The 24,217-nt window shown below is 39.4% G+C and carries 20 protein-coding genes; 3 read left to right on the forward strand and 17 right to left on the reverse strand.

The genetic code is table 11. The features are described 5' to 3' along the window. Positions 1-124 precede the first annotated feature (124 nt). Entirely contained in the window at positions 125-901 is a 777-nt protein-coding gene (locus tag H4J46_RS08600; RefSeq protein ID WP_182233109.1) for a peptidylprolyl isomerase, read from the forward strand. Between the two features lie 169 nt (positions 902-1,070). Here H4J46_RS08600 and arfB read toward each other — a convergent pair whose 3' ends face one another. Then, on the reverse strand, positions 1,071-1,484 hold the full coding sequence (gene arfB / locus H4J46_RS08605) for an alternative ribosome rescue aminoacyl-tRNA hydrolase ArfB (RefSeq protein WP_182233110.1): 414 nt from the start codon (positions 1,482-1,484) through the stop codon (positions 1,071-1,073). Between the two features lie 278 nt (positions 1,485-1,762). Further along, a complete protein-coding gene (gene hpf / locus H4J46_RS08610; protein ID WP_182190593.1) occupies positions 1,763-2,119 on the reverse strand; it encodes a ribosome hibernation-promoting factor, HPF/YfiA family in 357 nt (118 codons plus the stop codon). A gap of 733 nt (positions 2,120-2,852) precedes the next feature. On the opposite strand from hpf, the gene H4J46_RS08615 reads away from it, so the two are divergent. Further along, positions 2,853-3,956 carry a 1-acyl-sn-glycerol-3-phosphate acyltransferase gene (locus tag H4J46_RS08615; RefSeq protein WP_182233111.1) on the forward strand — a complete coding sequence of 368 codons (1,104 nt, stop codon included), beginning with the start codon at positions 2,853-2,855 and terminating at the stop codon, positions 3,954-3,956. Positions 3,957-4,057: 101 nt separating this feature from the next. On the opposite strand, the gene H4J46_RS08620 is transcribed toward H4J46_RS08615, so the two are convergent. From H4J46_RS08620 to H4J46_RS08655, 8 genes are all read right to left on the reverse strand, one after another. Next, the gene (locus H4J46_RS08620) at positions 4,058-5,494 is read right to left on the reverse strand and encodes an aminopeptidase 1 (protein ID WP_182233112.1); all 1,437 of its coding nucleotides are present in this window, start codon (positions 5,492-5,494) and stop codon (positions 4,058-4,060) included. A 178-nt stretch (positions 5,495-5,672) separates the two neighbouring features. Then, positions 5,673-5,990, reverse strand: a complete 318-nt coding sequence (locus H4J46_RS08625; protein WP_182233113.1) for an AzlD domain-containing protein — start codon at positions 5,988-5,990, stop codon at positions 5,673-5,675. Further along, on the reverse strand, positions 5,987-6,751 hold the full coding sequence (locus H4J46_RS08630; protein WP_182233131.1) for an AzlC family ABC transporter permease: 765 nt from the start codon (positions 6,749-6,751) through the stop codon (positions 5,987-5,989). Before H4J46_RS08630 ends, H4J46_RS08625 begins: the two co-directional genes overlap by 4 nt. A gap of 190 nt (positions 6,752-6,941) precedes the next feature. Further along, positions 6,942-7,706, reverse strand: a complete 765-nt coding sequence (kdsB, locus tag H4J46_RS08635; protein ID WP_182233114.1) for a 3-deoxy-manno-octulosonate cytidylyltransferase — start codon at positions 7,704-7,706, stop codon at positions 6,942-6,944. Positions 7,707-7,769: 63 nt separating this feature from the next. Beyond that, on the reverse strand, positions 7,770-7,952 hold the full coding sequence (locus H4J46_RS08640; protein ID WP_182233115.1) for a Trm112 family protein: 183 nt from the start codon (positions 7,950-7,952) through the stop codon (positions 7,770-7,772). Between the two features lie 108 nt (positions 7,953-8,060). Further along, positions 8,061-9,119, reverse strand: a complete 1,059-nt coding sequence (lpxK, locus tag H4J46_RS08645; protein WP_220462984.1) for a tetraacyldisaccharide 4'-kinase — start codon at positions 9,117-9,119, stop codon at positions 8,061-8,063. A gap of 38 nt (positions 9,120-9,157) precedes the next feature. After that, entirely contained in the window at positions 9,158-10,921 is a 1,764-nt protein-coding gene (msbA, locus tag H4J46_RS08650) for a lipid A export permease/ATP-binding protein MsbA (RefSeq protein WP_182233116.1), read from the reverse strand. Between the two features lie 166 nt (positions 10,922-11,087). After that, entirely contained in the window at positions 11,088-13,571 is a 2,484-nt protein-coding gene (locus H4J46_RS08655; protein ID WP_182233117.1) for a DNA internalization-related competence protein ComEC/Rec2, read from the reverse strand. A 46-nt stretch (positions 13,572-13,617) separates the two neighbouring features. Between H4J46_RS08655 and H4J46_RS08660 the strand changes: the two genes are divergently transcribed. Beyond that, the gene (locus tag H4J46_RS08660; RefSeq protein WP_182233118.1) at positions 13,618-14,133 is read left to right on the forward strand and encodes a DUF2062 domain-containing protein; all 516 of its coding nucleotides are present in this window, start codon (positions 13,618-13,620) and stop codon (positions 14,131-14,133) included. Between the two features lie 78 nt (positions 14,134-14,211). On the opposite strand, the gene lolE is transcribed toward H4J46_RS08660, so the two are convergent. The 7 genes from lolE to H4J46_RS08700 form a co-directional block, all read right to left on the reverse strand. Then, entirely contained in the window at positions 14,212-15,477 is a 1,266-nt protein-coding gene (lolE, locus tag H4J46_RS08665; protein ID WP_182233119.1) for a lipoprotein-releasing ABC transporter permease subunit LolE, read from the reverse strand. Continuing rightward, on the reverse strand, positions 15,478-16,308 hold the full coding sequence (gene lolD, locus H4J46_RS08670) for a lipoprotein-releasing ABC transporter ATP-binding protein LolD (protein ID WP_259365748.1): 831 nt from the start codon (positions 16,306-16,308) through the stop codon (positions 15,478-15,480). Further along, on the reverse strand, positions 16,301-17,521 hold the full coding sequence (locus H4J46_RS08675) for a lipoprotein-releasing ABC transporter permease subunit (RefSeq protein WP_182233120.1): 1,221 nt from the start codon (positions 17,519-17,521) through the stop codon (positions 16,301-16,303). The genes lolD and H4J46_RS08675 overlap by 8 nt, the downstream gene beginning before the upstream one ends. A gap of 418 nt (positions 17,522-17,939) precedes the next feature. Next, positions 17,940-18,104 carry a hypothetical protein gene (locus H4J46_RS08680; RefSeq protein ID WP_182233136.1) on the reverse strand — a complete coding sequence of 55 codons (165 nt, stop codon included), beginning with the start codon at positions 18,102-18,104 and terminating at the stop codon, positions 17,940-17,942. A gap of 385 nt (positions 18,105-18,489) precedes the next feature. Further along, on the reverse strand, positions 18,490-19,101 hold the full coding sequence (locus tag H4J46_RS08685) for a glutathione S-transferase family protein (RefSeq protein ID WP_182233121.1): 612 nt from the start codon (positions 19,099-19,101) through the stop codon (positions 18,490-18,492). A 599-nt stretch (positions 19,102-19,700) separates the two neighbouring features. Continuing rightward, positions 19,701-22,808, reverse strand: a complete 3,108-nt coding sequence (locus tag H4J46_RS08695; RefSeq protein ID WP_182233122.1) for an efflux RND transporter permease subunit — start codon at positions 22,806-22,808, stop codon at positions 19,701-19,703. Then, positions 22,808-23,866, reverse strand: a complete 1,059-nt coding sequence (locus H4J46_RS08700) for an efflux RND transporter periplasmic adaptor subunit (RefSeq protein WP_182233123.1) — start codon at positions 23,864-23,866, stop codon at positions 22,808-22,810. Before H4J46_RS08700 ends, H4J46_RS08695 begins: the two co-directional genes overlap by 1 nt. Between the last annotated feature and the right edge of the window lie 351 nt (positions 23,867-24,217).

Genomic DNA, 24,217 nt, shown 5'->3' on the forward strand with positions numbered 1-24,217 from the left:
CAGCTTAAATTCACTAAGCAGTGTCTGTCACCATAAGCGAAACGCTGCTTTATCTTGTTGTTTTCTTTAAAGCCTATTATTATCGCTACACTTTGTAACATGTTAAGCAGTAAGTAGTTAATATATGTCTTTTTCAAACCTATCAAAAATAGCAATCGCATCGCTGATCATTGCTAGTGCTTCAACCTCTGCAACCATAGTGGAATTTACCACTTCACAAGGTAGCTCTAAAAGTAGTTTTAAAGTTAACCTGCACGATGAAACAACCCCAGAAACAGTGGCTAACTTCCTAAAGTATGTCAATGATGGTGACTACAACAACACGGTTGTGCATCGTGTTGAGCCTGGATTTGTTATGCAAGCTGGCGGTTTTGAGTTTACTGGCACCCTGCCATTGAGTCCAATTGCTACAGATAATACTATTAAGAACGAGCCCGTTTATTCAAATGTTCGTGGCACTATTGCCATGGCCAAAGTATCAGGTGACGAAAATAGCGCGACTAGTCAATGGTTTGTAAATTTATCTAATAATAGTGCTGGGTCTGCAGCATTAGATACGCAAAATGGTGGTTTTACTGTTTTTGGTGAAGTCATTGCAGGTATGGAGAATATTGATATTATTGCTGGTATACCTAGATGTAACTCAACCCCAATGCCAGACTATAGTGCAGATAACTGCGCAAATAACTTTGTTCCAGGTGTCGAAAATTTCGTTACCATCGAAAGCGTGATCATATTTGATGCAAGCGTTAGTAGCGCTGATAGCTTAGCCGCAGTTAAAAACACCTCATTAACTGTTACAGCGCCTGCACCGACAAATTCAAGTAGCGGCGGAGGATCTACTGCGTGGTTTAGCTTACTCTTTACCGGTTTAGTCGCCTTAAGAAGACGCTTTAAATAATCGCAGCAGTAATAGAGCAATGGTATTAAAAATTAACGGGTACATACTACATACATGGTTAATCCTTTAATTCTCAATATCTTTAGGATGGCAAAACCCTACTAGTTATCTTTCTCATTATTTTCCCCCTGTAAAAAAAATAATTCACAGGGGGGAAATCAGGAGGTTACTAATGGTCTACTTTTCCACGCAACACTTTATTAGAACCCATTTTTTTCTTTGCATCTAAGCGTCTGAGCTTTGAGCCTTTTGTCGGTTTAGTGGGCCGTCTAGTTTTTTTCACCACCATGGCAGATAAAATTAGTTCTTTCAGACGTTTTAACGCATCGTCTTTATTCATTGGTTGTGTTCTAAATGATTGCGCTTTAATAATGATAATGCCATCACTTGATATACGACTATCTGATAGTTTCAGCAGTCTGGCTTTGTATATAGCAGGTAATGTTGAACGTTTAATATCGAAACGCAGGTGTATCGCTGTTTCAACCTTATTGACTCTTTGGCCTCCATTGCCAGTCGCCCTTATGCCGGTAAGTTCAATCTGCCAGTCGGCAATGATTACTGCACTTGATATTTCTAGCATGATTTACCTTGGAAAATTAGTTATGAGGTGCCTTGTTTATTAACCCTTTCGCTATCGCTGTCTTGAGAGCGAGTAACATTACCCTTAACATCTCAGTTTGCAGCAACAACATTGTTAAAAATTTCTAGTCTATAGCCTATTATAAATAAGCTATTTTAAGTGTATTTTTGTAGGATGCCAAATTAAATGTCTGCTTATTCGCGTTGAACCAGCTAGCGCAAGCATTAAAAAGGAGGCTACAGCCTCCTTAACGATAAGATGATTAAGTTCACAGCTTATTAACTGAGGTTCATTTCTTGAACTTTTTCATGGGCAATTTCAGGTGCTGTTGCTTCGGGTTTACTATGCAAATTAGCTTTTAATAAACCTTTTCGGTGTTTTAAAGCTGCGTCCAACTTTTTAGCGGCTGTCGCAATAGCTGGATACATAACACCGTCATTTGCTGATGCCGAAATACGACCTCCTTCATAGGTTGTGCGAAGTTCTACATTATGTTTGTTATGTTCGTGCGATAAAATAACATCGAGTGAAATTAAGGTTGGGAAGTGTGTCGATATTTTTGAAAACTTTTCATTAATATGTTCTTTGATTGAATCTGAAACGTCAACATGATGACCTGAAAGATTTATTTTCATAGTTGTTCCTTTTTATTATCTACTCATTAATAATACTTGGGCCTAAAAGTTAAAAACGCAAGTCAATTGTTGTAAATTTTACAATTATTTTTACTAAAGATAATTTTTTGAGTTAAAGATAGGTTGCTATAACGTTTTATAATCCTTATAGCGCGTTAAAATAAAACAACATAATCTTTGCTAAAATAAAATATAACCCCTTGTTTTTATTTGATAAAAAATAAAAAATGATAGCGGATTTATTTTATGTATTAGCGATGACGTATCGGTATTTAAGTGTAAATGGGTTATTAGCATGGCTAATTACTGTCTGTGTTGATTCAACACTATAATCTTGGCAACTGTGTTTTTAATAAATGACTCTTAATTAAATAACACAAAAAATCTCTGCATTACTCTCACTATCACGAATGAGCCCTAATTTAATCTAGCGGCTTTTAACACCATATATAGCCTGAGTTTTATTACTGTTTTATCTAATCTAAGAAATTAGGCTAGCTATACTAAAGCCGAGTTTAAGTTCACTATACTTTAAGGATGCGAGTGCATAATGTTGTTTAAATAATGGTTGCTTTGTCCATCATACAATTTAATATAATTTACCGACATTAAATCAACAAAACTCATCAACTAAACGATTAAACTATGAAACAAAAAACACATTTTTTAAGACGATTCGGTTATAATCCCTACTCATTTATTATTTATTTTTGACCATATAAGAGATTTTTGAATGTTTGATGATATACGTCCTTATCGTGATGATGAGGTAGTTGCAGTAATCAAAAAATTAATTAACCAACAAGGCTTACAAGCTTCAATTGCTAGTTTAAAAATGCCACGCTTATATCAAGCCCTGCCGCAACTTGCCTGCAAAGTTGTAAAATGGTCATTGAAATTCCGGGCGAAAAAATTTCATAACATCGAGCAAATCCAAATTGAAGTGGCTAAATATTTACATCATTTGATCAAAAACAGTACTGCCGGCTTTAACTATAGCGGCATAGAAAACTTTGATACCACCAAGCCAGCCCTATTTATCAGTAATCATCGTGATATTGTTTTAGACGTTGCCTTAGTGAACTTAGCGCTATATAAAAGCGGTATCAATACCGTGGAAGCCGCGGTGGGTGATAATTTACTACATCAGCCTTGGGTCGCTGATTTAATGCGTATTAACAAGAGCTTTATTGTTAAACGGAACGAAGAAAACAAACGCGCTATGCTCAATGCGTCAAAGCAATTGTCTGCCTATATTCACGATACGGTAGCGAACCGAAAGCAGAACATTTGGATCGCACAACGTGAAGGTCGTGCCAAAGATGGTGTAGACAAAACCAATTCAGCCTTAATATCCATGCTATTACTCAATAAAGATAAGCAACTGCCTATGGCTGATTACTTAGCAGAACTTAACATAGTACCGGTATCAATTTCCTATGAGTTTGACCCTTGTGATATCGACAAGGCAATAGAGCTTGCTGAAAAAGCAGCGACCGGTAGCTATCAAAAACACGAAGATGAAGACTTAAAAAGTATCACACAAGGATTAGTCGGGCAAAAAGGTCAAGTACATCTCCAGTTTTGTCAGCCAATACAGGGAGACTTTGCCAATAGCAAAGCAATCGCAGCAGCCATTGATAAAGAAATCATCAGTAACTATAAGTTATACGACAGTAACTTAGTGGCATACGCAAAACTTAATCAACAAGAGACTGACAGCACAGTGCTTGAAAAACTGAATAAGCGCATGGAAAACCTCACCGCAGAACAACAACACTGGTTATTAACTATGTATGCTAATCCTGTCTGTGCAAAGCAACAGTTACCGTTATAGTTATAGTTATAAAAAGCCGTATCTATTCAATACGGCTTGCTCTTTTTAGCTCAGGTTATAGAAATAAGCTTTAATTTTTTAAAATAAGTACTAACTCGAGGCTATTTTTCTTGGTAAAACGCTGACATTGCTTTGTACAATGAATACAAATCAACTTTTGAGCCAACCGCATAAGGTGAATGTATTGATAAGATTGGAATACCAAAATCAATCACTTCCATATTATCTTTAGATAAGTCACTACCAATAGTGCCACCTGACGCCTTACCTTTATAAGTCGAAGTTTGCCATTTAATATCTGCATTGTCTAAATAGTTTCGCGTCCACGCCATGTATTCAGAATTAGCATTAAAACCACCACCATAGAGCTTTAAATTAACGCCGTTACCCAAGCGAGGTGCATTACCTAGTTCCCAGACATTTGACCATGTTGGGTTCACTCCTGGGTTTACGTCCGCAGAAATAACTTTGGTATTACGTAACACTTGACGCAATTGATAGTCATTATAGCTATCACCCTTTTGGTTGTAGAGTAAGCTACTGATTAAGTCGACTAAGTAGGTAGAACTCGCTCCAGTGTTATTGATGTTACCCACTTCTTCGTTATCCACTAGATAAGCGATAGCGGTATATTCAGGTGTTTTCTGCTCGGTTAATGCTTTAACAGCCGCTATTGATGAAGCTTTATCATCTTGGCCATACGCGGCGATCATACTACGGTCAAAACCCACATCGCGTGGTTTAGTGGCTGGCACTAAAGCAAGTTCAGCAGAAACTAAGTCTTCAACTGAAATATCATAAGTTGACTTTAAATAACTGCTGACCTGATCTTTAATTTTTTTATCTAATTCAGGCTTAGCCGCAATAATAATATCGAGTTCTTCTTTACCGATAACATCTCGACTGGTGCGCTTACGGTTGGGTGAGTCAACATGAGGAGCAAGATCTGTCACCAAAAAAATAGGATCATTGTCATCAAAGCCAACTGAAATATTAACCTTAGTACCATCTTTTTTATCAACTCTGCCGACTAAAGCCAGCGGAATATTTACCCATTGATAGGTTTTAATACCGCCGTGAATGTAAGTTTGAAACATGGCAAAATTTTCTTTTTCAAATAATGGCCGTCCTTTAAGCTCAAGTCGCGGAGAGTCAATATGCGCACCAACAATACGCGTACCTTGCTCTAACGGTTTTTTCCCAATAACCATCAACACAATAGTACGGTCACGATTGACATCATAAAAGCGCGCGCCTGGCTTTAATTGACTTTGCTCGGTTAGTTTTGTAAAACCTTGTTTTTCAACGCGTTTAATCGTTTCAGTAACAAAGGTTAATTCCGTGGGTACTTTATAAATATAATCTTTATATTCCGTGGCATAGCGCTCTACTGCTTTTAGTTCTTTCGCTGTTAAGTTTAACCAGCTAGACGGTGATTCTGGCTTAGCTTTGGCGTTTGCCGCTTGGACAAAAGTGCTTTGTGAAAACGTCAGCGCACTGACAAAAGCGAGGGTGGTTATTGATTTTGTTAAATTCATAGCAATATTTATAATTTAATCTCAGATAAAAGGCATACCCCATCATAAAAGCTACCAATATCAGCTGACAAGCTTTATTCGATAAACAGCACTTTTTCAGCTATAAACAGCCTAAAAAAAACTTACCTGTAAAATATAACTAGGTTCAAGACACTCAATAAATTAAAAGGTTAAGCTATTACAGAGATAAAATATACTGACTCAAAACAAAAGTAATAAGCCCAACAAACATTGTCAAATAAATACTTTTACCTTTTGCTGCCGCAACTATCGCCAACGTCGCGGCAATTAAATAGGGGTTATGCAGCGAAATACTCAACTGGCCTTGTTGAATAAAAATAATAGGTACCCAAATAGCTGTTAACACTGCTGGTGCGCTAAAACTTAATAGCTTAGCCATTTTTGCCCCTAAGCGCACAGGCAAGCGGGGGTGGATAAATAAGTAGCGCGTGGTAAAGGTAATGACCGCCATCAGTAGAATGGTAAGTAATGTCATGTGCTGTCCTTAACTGATGGGGATATTTTATGATTATCTGTATTATTAACATCATTTTTTTTATGCAAAAAACGGTCAGTCAAATAACCAGAGTACATGGCAATCAAAGCGGCTGCGACCAAATCTAATTCGAACTGCATTAACTTAAACACTACCGATAATAGCGCAGCAACAATCACAGTCACTAAAATAGGTAAGTTAATAATGGTGGGAATAACTAAGGCAATAAAGGTTACGGCAATTGCAAAATCTAAGCCTAAATGAGTTAAGTCGGGTAAATAACTGCCGGCGATAACGCCTGCTACATTCCATAACAACCAAAAAACATAAAAACTACCGCCAGCGACAACCGCATAAACTAATCTTAACTGCCCAACAAAGGACTTATTATTACTCGATAAAGCAAATAGCTCATCGGTTAACAAAAAACCTAAGGAATAACGCCACTTTGTTGGTAAAACTTTTAACTTATCTCGTAATGCTAAGCCATATAGAAAATGCCGTGAGCTAATAATAAAGGTGGTAAATAAGATCGTCGCCAGTGATGCATTGTTGGCAATTAATTCAATCGCAACAAGCTGAGCAGAGCCAGCAAATACGATAAGTGGCATTAAAATAGCTTCAAGCGCAGAAAAGTCACGTTGAACAGCCAAAGAACCACAAAGTATACCCCACGGTAAAACAGCTAAATTAAGCGGTAACATGTCTAAAAAGCCTTTTCTTGCCATTAACCAGCGAGCTTTTTTCTTGGTGAGTGCCATCAAATATTTACCTAAATAAACTAGAGTTATGTTATACCTAAGCCATAATTACGTTCAAAGGTTTGAGTGGTTAAATCGGCTCAACTTTCAATTAACATAACTCAGCAAAGTAAAAAAAATAAAAGTAACAAAAAAGAGGCGGTTAAGCCTCTTTTTTGTTAAATAAAACAGGTTGTTGGCTCAAGTTATTTTATAAAGACTTTGCGTAAACTCGGGCTTTTTCTAGATCTTCAGGCGTATCAACCCCTTCAACCGCTAAGCGTACTTTCGCAACAGCGACATGAATTTTCTCACCTTGCCAAAGTACTCGCAGTTGCTCTAATGACTCAACTTGCTCTAGCTGGCTGGTAGGCCACTGCACGTAGTCTTTAATAAAACCGGCTCGGTAAGCGTAAATACCAATATGGCGCAGATAAAAGTCGCCAATGGCATCAATGTTGTCATTGTTAAGAAAACGCTCTCGATCGTAAGGGATAGTCGCACGACTAAAATATAGCGCATAGCCATTTTTATCACATAACACTTTGACCGCATTAGGGTTTAATGCTTCAGCAACATCGTCAATTTTCATCGCTAATGTCGCCATGCGCGCTTGGCTCTGGCTAGATAAGTTATCTGCAACTTGCGCAATGTTTTCAACCGGAATAAAAGGTTCATCCCCTTGAACATTCACAATAACCTGCTCGTCAGAAAACTGATACCTTTGCATTACTTCAGCAAGACGTTCAGTACCTGATTGATGATCAGTACGAGTTTTACATACTTCACCACCAAAACTTTTTACCACGCGAGCAACTTCGTCACTGTCGGTCGCCACAATAACTTGCTCAGCGCCACTAGCTAAGGCTCTTTCAACAACCCATTGGACCATAGGTTTACCAGCAATATCAGCGAGAACTTTGCCGGGTAAACGTGATGACTCAAACCGTGCAGGGATCACTACCACAAACGACATAAAAACCTCATTAATCTACTTATTCCAATCATGCTATAACTCATACTCATCTCGGCGCTAACCTTATGTATTATCTTCAGTAATACGACGCGCTTCACTTTCAAGTAACACTGGAATGTCTTTTTCTATCGCATAAGCCAAACGGTCAAATTTACAAATCAACTCTTGCTGCTCTTTGTTGTAGTCTAATTTTCCTTTGCATACTGGGCATGCAAGGATTTCCATTAATGTAATATCAAACGCCATTATTTTCTCTCTTAAATGTAAACTTGATCAATGTGCATCAAGCATTAAAATCCTGTCAGTTCTGTTAACTCTGTCAGTTCTATTAGCTCTGGCAGCTTTAGTTATTAACTAATGCGGCTTGCGAGCAAGTGCAGCAATGTTAGCGATTTCAGTCGCCATAGCGGCACTATCATTCTTGGCTGCAAATACGGCATCAACCGGTAAATACCAGTAATGGTCTTGGGCAAAGTCAGCACATTTAACGGCATCTTTTTCGGTCATTAATAACGGCATATCACCAGAGAACTGCTGTAAATCATGTGCTGAAAAGGCTTGATGATCAATAAAGCCTTTAGTCATGGCTAAAGTAAAGCCCACTTGCTCAAGGGTGTTGAAAAAGCGTTTAGGGTCGCCAATACCTGCTAGAGCATTAATAGATTTATCGCTAGCAAGGTTTTGCGCTAAAAAAGTATCGAGTTCAACACTCTTACCAGTTTTAATATTGATGACATACCTTGCCTGTAATTGCATCGTTAATACCGGTAACGCTAGATTACCCGCTTGTTTTTGCCATGAACTTATACCATTAATAATAACACAATTAGCACCTTTTATTCTGCGTTTTGTCTCACGCAACGGCCCCGCTGGTAATAGTAAACCGTTACCGAATAAACGTTTACCATCAACTACAACAAACTCGTAATCTCGCGCCAAACGATAATGTTGTAGTCCGTCATCGGCAATAATCAATTCACAGCCTTGCTCAATTAAGCACAGGCAAGCTTGAATTCTATTGGCGCCAATAACCACAGGAACGCCGCTGCGTTGAAAGATTAATAACGGTTCATCTCCTGCTTGCTCAGCGCTGCTTACATCACTAACTTGATAAGGATAATAAGGCGCTTTTGAGCCATAGCCACGACTGACCACACCCACTTTTATACCCCGATCGGTAAGTTTTTCAACTAAATATAAGCTGACCGGTGTTTTACCATTACCACCAATACCGATATTACCCACAACAACCACCGGCACTGAAATTTTAACCTGTTTAAATAGCCCTACCTGATAAGCTAAACGGCGAAAAAAACTCAGTACTGCGAAAATAAAGCTCAATGGCAAAAAAAGTGGCACCATTAGCCATTTTGCTGGATGCCCCTGAAACCAAACTTTTTCAATCAGGCGCATAATCTATAGCCAAAACAATGGATTAAATACATAGTGAATTAGGCACCGAATTGAAATTTATGTAACTGGGCATAAGCGCCGTCTTTCGCTAATAAAGCTTGATGATCGCCTTGCTCTTTTATTTGCCCTTGTTCCATAACAATGATTTTATCAGCATTTTCTATGGTTGATAAACGATGAGCAATAACAATACAAGTGCGGTTTTTTTGTAATGCGCTTAAAGCGTCTTGAATATGACGTTCAGATTCAGTGTCTAAAGCACTGGTGGCTTCATCTAAAATTAAGAAAGGGGCATCACATAATAATGCTCGCGCAATAGCTACACGTTGGCGTTGACCACCCGATAACATCGCACCATTGTCGCCAATATTAGTATCTAGTCCTTCAGGTAAGTCTTCGACAAACTCCATGACATGGGCTTTACGTGCCGCGTCTTCAATTTCTTCGCGTGTCGCATGGGGTTTGCCATAAGCAATATTATTAGCAATTGAATCGTTAAACAGCACCACTTGTTGAGAAACGTAGGCAAATTGCTTGCGTAAATCTTTCAGTTTGTAATCTTTAATGTCTTTACCATCGATTAACACCTTGCCGGTTGTCGCCGTGTAAAATCTTAATAATAAAGCGCTCGCGGTTGATTTACCGCTACCAGAGCGACCCACTAAAGCCACTGTTTCACCAACATTAGCGGTGAAACTTAAATCAGTTAGTGCCTGTTTTTCTTTGTCTTTATTATAAAGAAAATTAACGTGTTCAAACGCTAAAGTGCCTTTTGCACGTGCTATCGCGATAGTACCAGTGTCGTGTTCTTTTTCTTGATCAAGTACCGCGAAAATACTGACACAGGCCGCCATGCCTTTTTGAAATTCACTATTGACCGTTGTCAGCAGTTTTAAAGGTCTAAGCAGGGTTACCATACACATTAATACTGTCATAAAAACCCCAGCAGAAATATTGGCTCGCATCGAATCAAGGTTGGCAACATATAAAACAAACGCTAAGGCAAACGAAGCAATAATTTGAATAATAGGGACACTGGCCGCTTGTGTCGCCACCATTTTCATCCGTTGTTGACGATTATGTTTATTAATTTTGGCAAAACGGTCAAACTCTCGTTGTTGACCATCAAAGGTTAATACCACTTTGTGACCGTTAAAGGTTTGCTCTGCCGCCGTTGTCACCTCGCCCATAGCATTTTGAATACCTTTACTTATTTGACGAAAACGACCTGAAACTACGGTAACTATGCCCGCAATAACTGGGGTGATCAGTAAAAATATTGACGCTAACTGCCAACTGTTATAAAACATAACAATCAGTAAGCCCAGCACAAATGCGCCTTGCTGCACTAAAGTCAATAACGCTTTCGAAACAGCACTTAGCACTTGCTCGGTATCAAACGTTAATTTTGAGATCAAACTGCCGGTAGATTCTTTATCGTGATAAGCCACGGGCATAGACATCACATGTTCAAACAACTCCTGACGAATATTAGCCACCACATTATTACCTAACCAAGCTAAGGTATAGTTACCCGCAAAGTGGCAAATTCCGCGCAGTATAAACATCAGCACGATAACAAATGGCGCCCATTCCATAAATGCGGGATCTTGACCATCAAGACCTTTGTCGATTAGTGGTTGCAGTTGAGAAAATACAAAGCTGTCAATGGCGGCATAACCTAACATGCCTAAAATAGAAACAACGGCTGCTGCTTTATAGGCTTTAGCATAAGCCAATAAACGCTTAAAATTTTGTTTTGTGGTATTTTCTGTAGTTGGTTCTGATAGTTTTGTCGACATTCATGCTCTCATGCGTAATCAAAAAATCTTATCCCTGGGGATTATTTTATTCTGTTTTATTTTGTCTTATTAGTAAATCTTCGGTATTTTAGCGTTATTTTGCCCATCAACCAACTGATAAACTTTTATCGGCAATATAAATCCATTCATTAGCTTAATAAAGTGATCAATTTACAAACCAATAAGGTCGAATATCATCTCGATAACTGATCACTTCAATAACAGTACCTGCAATATTGTCTTTAGCACTAGGCTCAATATTTTTGCCACCCGTGGTTTGACTAAACTTAAAGGTCACCATCCCTTCATCAACAGTATTAAAAGTCATAATATCAAAACTGTTATATCGGCCCATTATTTCATTAGATGGCATCTGCCAACGGTTTAAATAACCGGTACTAAATACTACATAACGCGGCATGACCGCCGTTAAAAAACCCCGACTAGACGACGATTTGGAGCCATGATGTGGGGCAATCAAAATGTCACTGCTGAGTTTCTTTGCCATACCGGCAACATTTAATAACCGTTTTTCTTGTTTTATCGAAATATCACCCGGTAATAACACACGATGAAAACCATCGCTAATGGTTACTACGCAAGAATCATCATTTTTATCACCATCAACCTGCATTGGCGACAGCACTTCAAAAACCAAGCCTTGCCAAGTAAAGCGCTGTCCCGAGATACAATGACTGTCAGGCTTTAACACTAAATCGTTAGCAATAACACGCTTAATAGCCATTTTAGCACGTAAGTGACGTAAGCCTCCGGCATGATCATTATCGTTATGGCTAATGATCACCCCATCAATCGCTTGATAACCTTGATGCTTTAAATAGGGTAGTATTGCCGCATCAGCCATATTAAAACCACTAGGATAACTGGCGCCGGTATCGTAGAGAAAAACATGATGATTTTTTTCAATAACAACGGCAAGACCATGACCAACATCAAGCACTGACAAGCGCCACTCTTGCTGCTGCTCAGCACTAGAAAAATTGATAACAACCGCCATTATAAATAGACTCAGCGCGGCAATAAACTTAGCCCTAGCGAGTCGAAAAAACACCGCCAGTGCAATCATGACAAAGAGTAACAGCATGGTTTGTATTTGCTGATATGAAATAGCCAAAACTGCCCACTCTGCGCTAGCCAAATAAAGCAACCATTGCCAAACATATGACAAACTGAGTAACGCTAAATCAGTGAAAAAATTTGCTAACCAAAGACTAAATGGTAAAGCAATAACCGCCAGCAGTGTTAAAGGAATCACCGTCACACTCATCAAAGGTACAGCGACAATATTGGCAAAAAAAGCGGCTAATGGTAGTTGATAGTTTAGCGATGCGGCTATGGGTAACATCGCTATCGTCAGTGCTAGTTGCATAACAAACAAGGTTTTAAGCCAAAGTAACACCGGAGTTTTAACGCCATGCCATTGCTTTTTAAGCCTAGCTTTAGGCGAGGATTCAAGCGTTAATAATGATGTTTTATCTCTCGTTAGGACTGGTACTATTGTGCGCATGGAAAAACGTGAAAATGTCGAAAAAATAATGACTAGTGCTGATATTGACAACCAAAAACTCGCACTGAGTAAGCTAAGCGGCCAAACCAATAAAATAATTAAAACAGCCAGTAACAACCAAGGTAACAGTGTTACCTTTATGTGCATAATTTTAAGTGACCAAAACAATAACAACATCACCAAAGCACGCAAGGTAGGAATAGAAAAGCCCGCTAGATAGGCGTAATACCATGCCATGACACCACTGCACAGAATGGGAGCATAGTTTAAATTTATTTGCATCAGTTTTAGTTGCCAAGACGTAGGCAACAAAGAACTCAAGGGCAATAAACGAATAACAATGCGCATAAAAATCAAACTTGCAAAAGCTACTATGCCGATATGCAAGCCAGAAATCGCAATAAGGTGCTGAGTTGCCGTTGCAGAAAGCACCCGCCAATGCTCACGCGTTAACTCTCCCCGCTCACCAAAACCCAAGGCTAAAACTAGTGCACTAAGGGGTTTATCCGCTAACAGAACAGATAATTTTTGATACAAATATTGACGCCAGCTAGTTTTATGAAGCAATAAAACATTTTGTTTTTTAGTCTGTATTTTATTTTTAGTCTTAACGTAGCCAGTGGCGACTATTTTTTGCTGCCGCAGCCAGACTTGATAATTAAAGCCACCGATATTAGCCAAGCCATGCGCAGGTTTAAGTTTTACCGTTAATTGCCACTTTTGTCCCTGCAGCAGAGGCTTGTCTGCCGCCTTCCAAGTTAAGCGTACCTTAAATTTTTCATTAATCTTTCGACCTTGCCAATGGCTAACTAAAAAGTTAAAGCGGCTACTACCCGCTTTTGTATGAACAATATTATTCACTTCACCTTGAATTAGATGAACTTTTTTATGTAACTGCTCAAGCTTAATGTTATTTTTTTCTAAGGTACCTTGATATTGGCTGCCAGCAATTAAAATCCAAACAACGGCGAATACCGCAATAGCTATAAAGCGAAATTTACCTATAAAGATAAATATTAATGAAACCAACAATATAATGAGCAGTAAAGAAAACTCTGGCACTATAGGTATAAATAATGACAAAATAGCGCTGAAAAAAAATGTGAGTAGCCACCATTCCATAGTGATTAATTTCCATTTAGCCAAGTAACGTTAAGTAAAGTAATTTATGCCGAAAAAAATAATTCAACGCTTTATGCCTGATCACCAAAAAATAAAAGATAACAAACATTTAAAAATGTTTGGTGCTTTACTGCATAACGCTAATCTGTGGCACTTGAACCGCCGTTCGGTGAGTAAAGCATTTGCTGTTGGCTTATTTTTTGCTTTTATGCCCGTGCCATTTCAAATGGTTTTAGCGGCTGGTTTTGCAATTATAGTACATGCAAATCTACCTTTATCTATTACCCTTGTTTGGATCACTAACCCTTTGACTATGCCGGCAATTTTTTATTTTTGTTATGTTGTTGGCACTTGGATTGTGGATGTACCAGCAAAAAACTTCACTTTTGAAGCAAATTGGCAGTGGCTAGTTGATAGTGTTTCAACTATTGGGCCCGCCTTTATTGTCGGCTGTGGTGTACTTGCGGCTGTTTTTGCTCTCTTAGGTTATTTAACTATAAATATCATCTGGCGCTTTTCAGTAGCAAAAGAGTGGAAAAAACGCAAAGCACGAAGAGGCTAAGCTAACCTTTCATCATAAACAAAAAATCAGACGTAGCATCTGATTTTTTATCTTATTATTTTATCTTTAACTTAACGTTTACGCTTGCCCTAACACTTGTGCCGGCTCTACTTTGGTCGCACGCCATGCCGGGTAAATGGTCGCTAACAAACTCATAATTAAGGCCGTAACAACGGTATTAATAACATCTTGTTGGCGTAATAAGGTTGGTAAAAAATCAATAAAATATACCTCTGCAGATAAAAACTCTACCGATAATGCCGCTTCTATAGCACGGATAATATCAGTTAAATTCAACGAGATTACAATCCCTAAGCTGGCACCTAGAAAGCAGCCCACAATACCATTCATTAATCCTTGAAACATAAAGCTGGCCATAATAGTACTCGACTTTGCCCCCATGGTTTTTAATATGGCAATATCTGACTTCTTCTCATTTACCGCCATAATTAAGGTCGACACTATGTTAAAACTGGCCACTGCAATCACCAACACTAAAACAATAAACATCACTAAACGTACCAACTGAATATCATTAAATAAATGACCATGGCTGCGCGTCCAATCCAGCATGTAAACATAAAAATCAAAATCAAAAGCCACTTCACGAACAATTTGTGGCGCGGCAAAAACATCGTCAACCTTTAGGCGAATGCCCTGCACTTCATCCGCTTGATAACCCAGTAATTCACTCGCTTTCGCTAAGTTAATAAAAACCTGTGTGTCATCTATCGTGCCACCAAATTTGAACACCCCAACAATAATGGCCTGTTGCGTCATGGGCACAGGAAATTGCTGCGATTTGCTATTTTTTTGGTTGTTCAAATTAGCTGGGGGCAATAATAACTGAACCTTGTCACCCACTTGTACCGAAAGCTTACGAGCAATGCCAGCGCCAATAATAACGCCATTTTCAAGTATTAGGTCTTGCCACTTGCCAGCGATTATATAACGTGAAATAGCGGACACCTGCGGCTCTAACATCACGTCTACACCGCGGATTTCAATACCTTTAAGTGCTGCAGACTTTTGCATCATCCCTTGGGTTTTGACAAATGGAGCAGCGGCAATCACATGGGGGTTTTGTTCAATACGCGCAACGCTTTTTGGCCATTGCGTAATAGGTGAATTCACCGCGACCACTTCAGCATGAGGTACAATTGACAATAAATGTGTCGCCAAAGCCCGTTCAAAACCATTCATAGCTGAAAGCACAACAATCAACACCATCACACCAATGGCAATACCAATAGTTGAGGACGCTGATATAAATGACGAAAACCCTTTGCTATGACGGCTACGCACATAACGTAAGCCAATAAAAACACTTAACGGTTTTAGCACTTAAGCGTCCTCAATTTTTTTCATACCACTGTCGCTGTTAACTTCAAGCGGCTTTAGGTGTCCGTGATCTAAAAGCAGTTGCCGATCCATTTTTTTTGCCAAGGTTAAATCATGGGTAACAATCACAAAACTGGTATTTACGGTCCGGTTTAACTCCTGCAACAACTGAAAGATTTGTTCAGCGGTATCAAAATCTAAATTACCCGTGGGCTCATCGGCTAAGACAAGTGACGGCTTGGTCACTAATGCGCGAGCAATGGCAACACGTTGACGCTCGCCACCCGAAAGCTCAGAAGGTCGATGATGACTGCGATGAGTTAACCCAACTTGTTCAAGCATAGCTTTAGCTTGAGTCATTGCAGCTTTGGGCTTATCACCACGTATCAACAAAGGCATGGCCACATTTTCTTCAGCAGTAAATTCCATCATTAAATGATGAAACTGATAAATAAAACCAATATGTTGATTACGAAATTTTGCCCGTTGCTTTTCAGACAATTGATGAATATTAACACCATTAATAAACACCTCACCTGCACTTGGTGTGTCTAACGCGCCAGCTAAGTGCAAAAAGGTACTTTTTCCACAGCCAGAACGACCAACAATAGCCACTAACTCTCCCGCTTCAATTGCCAAATCAAGCTTGGATAATACGGCTGTAGTCACTGGGCCTTGTTGATAAAATTTACTTAGCTGGCGACATTCTAAGCCTAAAGGAAGTGTAGGTTTTACCACATTTTCATCGCCACTTTCATCGCTATTTTGGTTGATATTATGTTCCAAATCACTGTCCATTTTATTGTTCTTGTCTTTAAGCATTGGACTACTCATTTCTGAGCACCTCTGCTGGCTGAGTTTGCGCAGCACGATAGGCCGGGTAAAGGGTCGCTAAAAAGCTCATGGCTAGTGCAGAGGCAACAATCACTAAGATATTGATTACATCAAGTGCAATAGGTAACTTTTGCCCTGCGCCTAATAAATTAACCCCGAGTAAGCTAAATAAATGATTTAAATTCAGCGTTAATATCACCCCAAGTGTAACGCCCAAAATAACACCCAAAATACCATTGGTTAAGCCTTGAGTGATAAAAATTTTCACAATACCACTTCGGTCTAAACCCAGGGTTTGTAAAATGCTAATTTCACCTTGCTTATCAATAACCACCATCACTAACGCTGAGACAATATTAAAAGCTGCAACCGCAACAATTAAACTCAGCATGAGCCACATCATATTTTTTTCCATGCTGACCGCAGCAAATAAAGCCCCCTGGCTCTCTTGCCAGCTGACAAAGTTAAAATCCGGATATTTTAACGATAACTGTGCAATGACCTGCGGGGCTTTAAAAGCATCATCTAGGTATAACCTTAACTGATTAACGCCATCACCTTTTTTTCGATGCAGTTTTGCGCCATCTTCGATAGCAATAAAAACCATTGCCTCATCAACTTGAGAACCAACATTAAAAATGCCCACAATAGTAAATGTGCGCTGCACAGGCACGCGTCCCATGGGGGTAAATAAGGTTTTGTTCGGTAAGGTTAAGCGTACAACATCGCCTAAGTTAACCTTTAATTTTCGCGCTAACGTTTGACCTAAAACCAGGCTAAACGGCGTGTTGTCTAAACTGGCTAATTGGCCATATTCCATGGCACTATTGATAATATTGTGTTGTTCAAATTCAGGCATAATGCCATGCACTAAAACCCCTTGCAGTGCTGTTTTAGACTGAATTAACGCTTCACTTTGCTGAAACGGCGTTACTTGGGTAACGTCAGGCAATCCGAGAATATCGCGCTGTAAATCGCGCCAATTATTGATATGAGTTTGTTGGGGGGACATTAATACATGCGGCACTAAGCCTAGTACCCGACGTTTTTGCTCTCGCTCTAAACCATCCATAACAGACACAACGGTAATTAAAGAGGCAACACCGAGCACAATACCGATAATAGAGAAAAATGTGATAAAGGAGACAAAACCTTTGCCATTACTACTGCGACTATACCTTAAGCCGATGTAAACACTAACTGGTTGAAACATGAACTCTTTCTTTATTGATAATGCTAATAGCACCAAGATTATTGAGCCTAAAATCATAGCACAGCTCATAAAGATATATCTTCAGACTTTATTCACTTTTATACATTTTATTAAGCAGTGTCGGTAAATTAGTGCAAACTCATTAAATTTAGCTGGTCTTGGACTATTCACACGCTTGTTTCTACCCAACTTAACTACATAAATAATCCAAAAACACCTAATACCAATAGAATTGCACTCAACAGAATTAACACCATAAAAAATATTCTGCTTTTCCCTGTTGGACTTACTTTTTTGTAACCAACCACAATCACCAATGTTGTAATGATAAAACTAAAGCCCTAATACTAAACAATCGCTATAGTGACCAAATAAAATTTTTTGAGTAAAATATTAAAATCAACATTATCGCCTAACTTCAGTCGTCATCGTCGATAATATCTGGCGTTACGGCATCAACAACATCAATAGCGCCGCCAACGACAGTGGTTGTTACACCAACAGCGGTAGTCACTACCACACAACCGGGTAGGCTTAACACCATTAAACTAAAAAACAGAAAACACATTCTTTTTAATATCACTTTTGTTAGTCCTCTTTATTTTCATTTAGTATCAATCAATTTACTTTTGATTTTCTTTTGCCCAATCCCTAGCCTTTTGTGTAACACAAATTATGAAGTCTAAACAAACATACTTCAACGTCATTAACCTAAGCTTAGCTAAATTTAACTAAACAGTCAGTACGAAACTTGCAATGAATCGATGCTTTGATCTTAAGTCTTTCTCACCGACCAGCCTATTGTTTTTATACTGACTGTAAAAGATGTAAAGAGACCCAATGACTGAACTTTACATCACCACCAACGAGTTAATATGGCTGGACGCTATCGACCACGGCTAATAAAAATTCTATCAGGTTTATTTATGCGCTTTATCTATACCATCCATGATAACTTTTATAACACTCTAAGCTTTTGCTGATGGTCTTGAAGAAACTTTATCGTACCAGCGTTTTAGGTTTTTTTGTTCGTCTGCTATGCGAATGTTATTCACTCGATTAAAGTCTATTGTGATGAGCGCTGTAATATCGGCAATAGAAAAGCTATCACCTGCGATGTATTCTGAAGACGCTAAGTGTTTGTCTAAAAATGCCAAAAACTTCTTCACATTTTCACCACATTCTTTACCCCAATCGGGAACAATGTTCATTCGGTCTTTAAAGTAACCACTTGTATGTTGGAAGCACATGCCCGTCGGCATTAACAGAGATAATTCCATACGACGTTGCCATTGCTCTATTATAGCTTTCTCAAGCGGACTTGAACCCATTAATGGGTGTTCTGGATTGATCTCTTCAAAATATCTGCAAATTGCCACACTTTCGCTAATCACTGTGCCATCATCTAATTCTAAAATGGGTATTTTAGCCAATGGGTTTTTCTGTTTAAAAGCTTCAGTTAAGTTATCACCGCGTAAAATGTCCATTTGAACAAACTCGATGCCAGCAATATTTTTCTCATAGAGAAAAATTCTTACACGCCTTGCATTTGGTGCTGTTGCTGCTTCATATATTTTCATAGATATTCCCTTTAATAAATTATCTCCGCCACTTATGATAACAATTATCTCTGCAGCCATGATAACTATTATCATATCCTAGGTTTTTGCTGATGGTCTTGAACATACTTTAGCGTAACAGTATTTTAAATTTTTTTTACTCCTCTACTATGTATTTTGAAGACGCTAAGTGTTTGTCTAAAAATGCCAAAAATTTTAATATTTTCACCACATTTTTTACCCTAGTCGGGAACAAGGTTCATTTGGTCTTTAAAGTAACCACTCGTATCTAAAAGTACATGCCGGTTGGCATTAACAAAGATAATTCCATAGGTTATTGCTACTGTTCTACGATGGTTTTCTCAAGCGGGCTTGAATCCGTTAGTGCATGCTCTGAATTTATCTCTTCAAAATATAGGGAAATTGCCACCCTTTCTCTCATCACTGTGCCATCATCCATTAACTAAAATAGGTATTTTAGTTAATGGATATTTCTGTTTGAATTCTTCAGCGAAGTTATCACCGCATAGAATATCTATTTGAACAAACTCACTGCCTGCAATCTTTATCTCATGAAGAGATATTCTTACAAGCTTTGCATTTGGTGCTGATGGTGCATCTTAGCCTTTTTGCTGTGCCTCAAGCAATTCAGCTTCAAGTTGATCACTTTCATCGGCTCTAGGTTTAGTAAAGGGTGCAATAAGCTGATATAAAACAGGCGTCAGTAATAAGGTGAATACCACCGCTATACCCAAACCACCAAATACCACCCAACCAATTGAATTACGTGATTCTGCACCGGCTCCAGTTGATAAAATAAGCGGTAAGCCACCTAGTATGGTTGATATCAAGGTCATCATAATGGGTCTAAAACGAACTTCGGCTGCCATAATGATGGCGGCTTTGACTGTTTTACCTTGATCTCTTAATTGATCAGCAAACTCGACTAATAAAATGGAGTTCTTGGCAATCAATCCAATTAACATCACCAAGCCAATTTGTGAGTAAATATTAATAGACGTACCCGTTAAGTAAAGCGCGAAGATAGCTGACGCTATGCCAAAGGGTACGGTGATCATCACGATTATCGCACTATTAATACTTTCAAATTGAGCGGCTAATACCAGTAAAACAATCAGAAAGGCGAATAGGTAAGTCATGGCAATTTGATTAGAAGTTTCTTCAAACGTCAAGGCTTCCCCCAGAAACACTAAACCAATGCCAGGCGGTAAGTTGTTATTGCCAATCTCACGTAATTGTTCAACCACATCAGCCATAGATATCTCATCTGGTAGTTCTAGGTCAATTTCGATTGCTCGCCTTTGAGCCTGCCTTTCTAACTCTGCAGCAACACCTTCTTCTGATATGTAGGCAAGACTGGATAATGGCACAAGATTGCCATCGCGAGATTTAACAAACAAATTAGTTAAATCGGAAGGATTACTGGTCGAGCGCCCACTAGATTGTAAAATTAATGGCACGGCCTGATCACCAATATTTAAATCGGTTATATCATCACCATTGATAGCCGCACGCAAAGTGCTAGATATATCATTAAAAGGTACACCTAGCTCTTCGGCTCTACGCCGATCGATATTAATTTTCAATTGTGGTTGAGTTGGCTGATAACCAATTCTGGGGCGACCTAACTCGGGTAGTTTTTCTTCAACAATCTTGCTAAAGGCTTGTGCCGCTTCAAAGATGCGTTCGTAAGTGTCACCCGTTAGTGCTAATTCTAAGCCACCGCCTTGTCCTCTAAGGTTTAAACTATTTGACCCAAAAGCTCGAGCTGGAGCGCCCGGAATAGCCTGCAATTTAGGGCTCATTTCGCTAATGATTTCTTGCTGTGATTTACTTCTATTATCCCAGTGTTCTAATGGAACGGTTATAAAAACAATATTAGGATCCCAACGACCCACCACAGTGTAAATGGAATTAACATCTTCATCTTGCACGTAGGGTAATAATATTTCTTCCATTTTTCGTGCTTGTCTGTCCATATAGTTTAAGCCAGCCCCATCAGGGCCTCGAGCAAAGATACGCACTGAACCTCGATCTTCCGAGGGTAATAATTTATTTTCAATTTCGTTATATAGCACAGCAGCTGACACAGCAGCAATGACCGACATTAATAAGGTTACCCATGCATAACCCAGCGCCAGGCTTAATAAGGTTTTATATTTAGTCAAAACCCAAGTACCAAAGGCACCTAAAGTGCGATCGAACAGTACATTTTTTTTACTGTTAACTGGTAGCTTTGCTGTTAGTGCAGGTACCAAACTTAAGGCAACAAATGAAGATATGATCACGGCCCCTGCTAACACGCCACCAAACTCTCTGAATAAGCGTCCCGCTGTTGACGGTAAAAAGGCAATTGGAATAAACACCGCAGCCAATACAGCAGTCGTTGCCACAACAGCAAAAAACACTTCTCTAGTGCCTAATACCGCTGCGGCTCTAGAGCCCAATCCTTCGGCTCTTCTGCGCTGAATATTCTCTGATACCACAATGGCATCGTCTACGATTAAGCCGGTACCTAAGACTAAGGCTAACAAAGTCAGAATATTAATCGAGAAGCCCAGTACCCACATGATCACTAATGCGCCAATTAACGACACGGGAATAGACAGGGCTGGCACTAAAGTGGCACGAAAGGAGCCTAAAAATAACCACAGTGTGCCTATCACTAATAATACCGTTAAACTTAGCGATAAAATCACTTCATCTACAGAGCCTCGAATAAACTCAGCATCATCAGAGGTAACAACAATATTAAGATCCGTAAAGCGCTTATCAAGATTTTTCACCATAGCTAACACTTCGTCAGATATTTCTATGGTATTTGAACGCGCCTGACGCACGATACCTAAACCTACCACAGGCATGCCATCTAACCTGACAATACTCTTCGAGTCAGCCGGTCCAAAATAGACACTAGCCACGTCGCCAATACGGGTATTACCCGACACGACAATACGCTCAATATCTTCAGGGCTAACTGAGTTAGCACTAGCCCGAACAATAAGCTCTTGGTCTGCTGATTTAACACTACCAGCTGGTACGTCAAAAGGCGCTAAACGAAGGGCGGCGGCGACATCTGACATAGATAAATTAAAACTGGTCAGTCTCAATGCATCCACAGAAACCCGCATTACCCTTTGCCTTTCACCATTTAAAGACACATCAGCGACGCCAGGAATACTTAAAAACAAAGGCGCTAAATCAACTTCAACTCGCTCGGTGAGTGTTTCCATATCTAAGGTGTCGCTGCTAATCGCTAAACTAACTACCGCTTGAGCGTCACTATCTGCTTTGATGATGGCCAGTCTTTCCACTTCATCAGGCAAATTTCGCTGCACTCTACTGACCGACTCTCTGGTTTCATTGGCCGCATCTTCAAGATTTGTGCCTGGCCTAAACTCAACCCTAATACGAGAAGAGCCCTCTTCACTTGAGGCTCGAATAGATTTAACGCCACTGACTCGCGCAACCGCACCTTCTATTCTGCTGGTTACTTCACTGTCTACGGTTTCTGGCGAGCCACCAGGATAACTGGCCGACACGGTCACCATGGGCCGGTCAACATCAGGTAACTCTCTTATTTCCAAATCATTTATCGCGGCAAACCCCGCTAAAATGATGAGTAAATTAAGCACCATAACCAATACTGGCCGGCGAATAGCTAAGGAAGGTAAATCATTTAATTGTGGTATAGACGGTAATTTCATTATTCGCCCTCAACCTCTTTGACAACATATTCATTGAAAGTGTTCTGTGCTTTTAATGCTTGTCCTTGACGTAATTGCTGCACGCCCTCTACAACCAAAGGTTCGGTTAAGTTAAATTCACCTTCGACTAAAATAGTGCCTCGTAAACGTTCACGAATTTTCACATTAACTCGTGCAGCTTTTTCATCAACCATTTGCCAAACATAAGCACCAGTGGCACTCCATAACAAAGCGGCTTCAGGCACAGCAATATAATCTTGCCCTGGCACCGTCAAGTTAACCCGAAAGCTCATACCGGGTCGGTAAATGTCTTCGCTATTATCGAGTAGCGCTCTAACACGAATAGTTCTATCTTGCTCGTTAATGCGTGAGTCAACTTGGGCGATACTTGCCTCGATAGTGACTAAACGATTTTGCCAGGGTACCAGCTGCACTTGGGGTTCTTGCGACAACAAAGCTACCGCTATTTCTGGTGCGGTGAAATTGATAAATAATGCCTGGCGATCGTCTATGGTGGTAATCTCGCTTTGAAGGTTAACTCTGTCACCTACTTGGATGTCAGTTAGGCCTAATACACCATCAAAGGGCGCTCGTATAATACGCTCGTCTAAGGCTATTCTCGCTTCTTTAACGGCTACCTTTGCCAACTCGAGTGTGGTGATAGAATCATCTAAGTCACTTTGTGATGCAGCACCTTTTTTAATACTTTCTGCTAATAAAAGATTTTTTCTGGCCGCATCTTTGAACTCAATCTTGGCTCTTTCTAATGTAACCAACTGACGTTCGTTATATAACGTCATCAATACTTGTGCTTTTTGAACACGCTGACCAGGCACAAAGTTAACCGCAACCACCCTTTCATTAACCGCAGGAAAGAGCGTAACAGATTTAACGGCTTCTGCAGTGCCCACCGCTTCTAAACTATTTTTTTGAGTTTGATAAATGAGTTTTTGAACTATCACCGTCTTTTTATTAGTGTCTTTATCCCCCCAAGACTGGGCAAAGTTTTGACTACTAATAACAAGTAAGGCGAACAGATAAAATAAACGATTTTGCATAGAATATATTTCTCAATTATCTTCAAGAGGTTAGAGTACGACCATAAACAGTACCCAGATCAATAAAGCTCACGGTAAACAGTAAAGGGTAAAAGGTAAAAATGTAACTGAATGATGACAACTTAAGCCACGAGGGTTATTTAAAGGTCCTTAAACGTTGTCCATTAACACAACCAAGGTCTGAGCATATAGCTTGCTTAAATCAGTCTGACCTGTATTACCCTGATCACCCACAGAAAACATTTAGTTAGCGGGTTATAAATAGCCATTAGGTTCAAGCACATTACTGTTAAATAAGGCGCCTAGCATAACAACACTAACTCATAATAAGCGAGCTATGGTAATTCTTTC

Source organism: Colwellia sp. MB02u-6, from assembly GCF_014077095.1.
Classification (GTDB): domain Bacteria; phylum Pseudomonadota; class Gammaproteobacteria; order Enterobacterales; family Alteromonadaceae; genus Cognaticolwellia.

Coding starts and splice junctions, on each gene's coding strand:
- arfB (WP_182233110.1), bottom strand. CDS start 1,484: ATGCTAGAAATATCAAGTGCAGTAATCATTGCCGACTGGCAGATTGAA.
- H4J46_RS08700 (WP_182233123.1), bottom strand. CDS start 23,866: ATGCAAAATCGTTTATTTTATCTGTTCGCCTTACTTGTTATTAGTAGT.
- H4J46_RS08685 (WP_182233121.1), bottom strand. CDS start 19,101: ATGAAAATATATGAAGCAGCAACAGCACCAAATGCAAGGCGTGTAAGA.
- hpf (WP_182190593.1), bottom strand. CDS start 2,119: ATGAAAATAAATCTTTCAGGTCATCATGTTGACGTTTCAGATTCAATC.
- kdsB (WP_182233114.1), bottom strand. CDS start 7,706: ATGTCGTTTGTGGTAGTGATCCCTGCACGGTTTGAGTCATCACGTTTA.
- H4J46_RS08615 (WP_182233111.1), top strand. CDS start 2,853: ATGTTTGATGATATACGTCCTTATCGTGATGATGAGGTAGTTGCAGTA.
- msbA (WP_182233116.1), bottom strand. CDS start 10,921: ATGTCGACAAAACTATCAGAACCAACTACAGAAAATACCACAAAACAA.
- H4J46_RS08630 (WP_182233131.1), bottom strand. CDS start 6,751: ATGGCACTCACCAAGAAAAAAGCTCGCTGGTTAATGGCAAGAAAAGGC.
- H4J46_RS08660 (WP_182233118.1), top strand. CDS start 13,618: ATGCCGAAAAAAATAATTCAACGCTTTATGCCTGATCACCAAAAAATA.
- H4J46_RS08600 (WP_182233109.1), top strand. CDS start 125: ATGTCTTTTTCAAACCTATCAAAAATAGCAATCGCATCGCTGATCATT.
- H4J46_RS08675 (WP_182233120.1), bottom strand. CDS start 17,521: ATGTTTCAACCAGTTAGTGTTTACATCGGCTTAAGGTATAGTCGCAGT.
- H4J46_RS08655 (WP_182233117.1), bottom strand. CDS start 13,571: ATGGAATGGTGGCTACTCACATTTTTTTTCAGCGCTATTTTGTCATTA.
- lolD (WP_259365748.1), bottom strand. CDS start 16,308: ATGAGTAGTCCAATGCTTAAAGACAAGAACAATAAAATGGACAGTGAT.
- H4J46_RS08640 (WP_182233115.1), bottom strand. CDS start 7,952: ATGGCGTTTGATATTACATTAATGGAAATCCTTGCATGCCCAGTATGC.
- H4J46_RS08695 (WP_182233122.1), bottom strand. CDS start 22,808: ATGAAATTACCGTCTATACCACAATTAAATGATTTACCTTCCTTAGCT.
- lpxK (WP_220462984.1), bottom strand. CDS start 9,119: ATGCGCCTGATTGAAAAAGTTTGGTTTCAGGGGCATCCAGCAAAATGG.
- H4J46_RS08620 (WP_182233112.1), bottom strand. CDS start 5,494: ATGAATTTAACAAAATCAATAACCACCCTCGCTTTTGTCAGTGCGCTG.
- H4J46_RS08625 (WP_182233113.1), bottom strand. CDS start 5,990: ATGACATTACTTACCATTCTACTGATGGCGGTCATTACCTTTACCACG.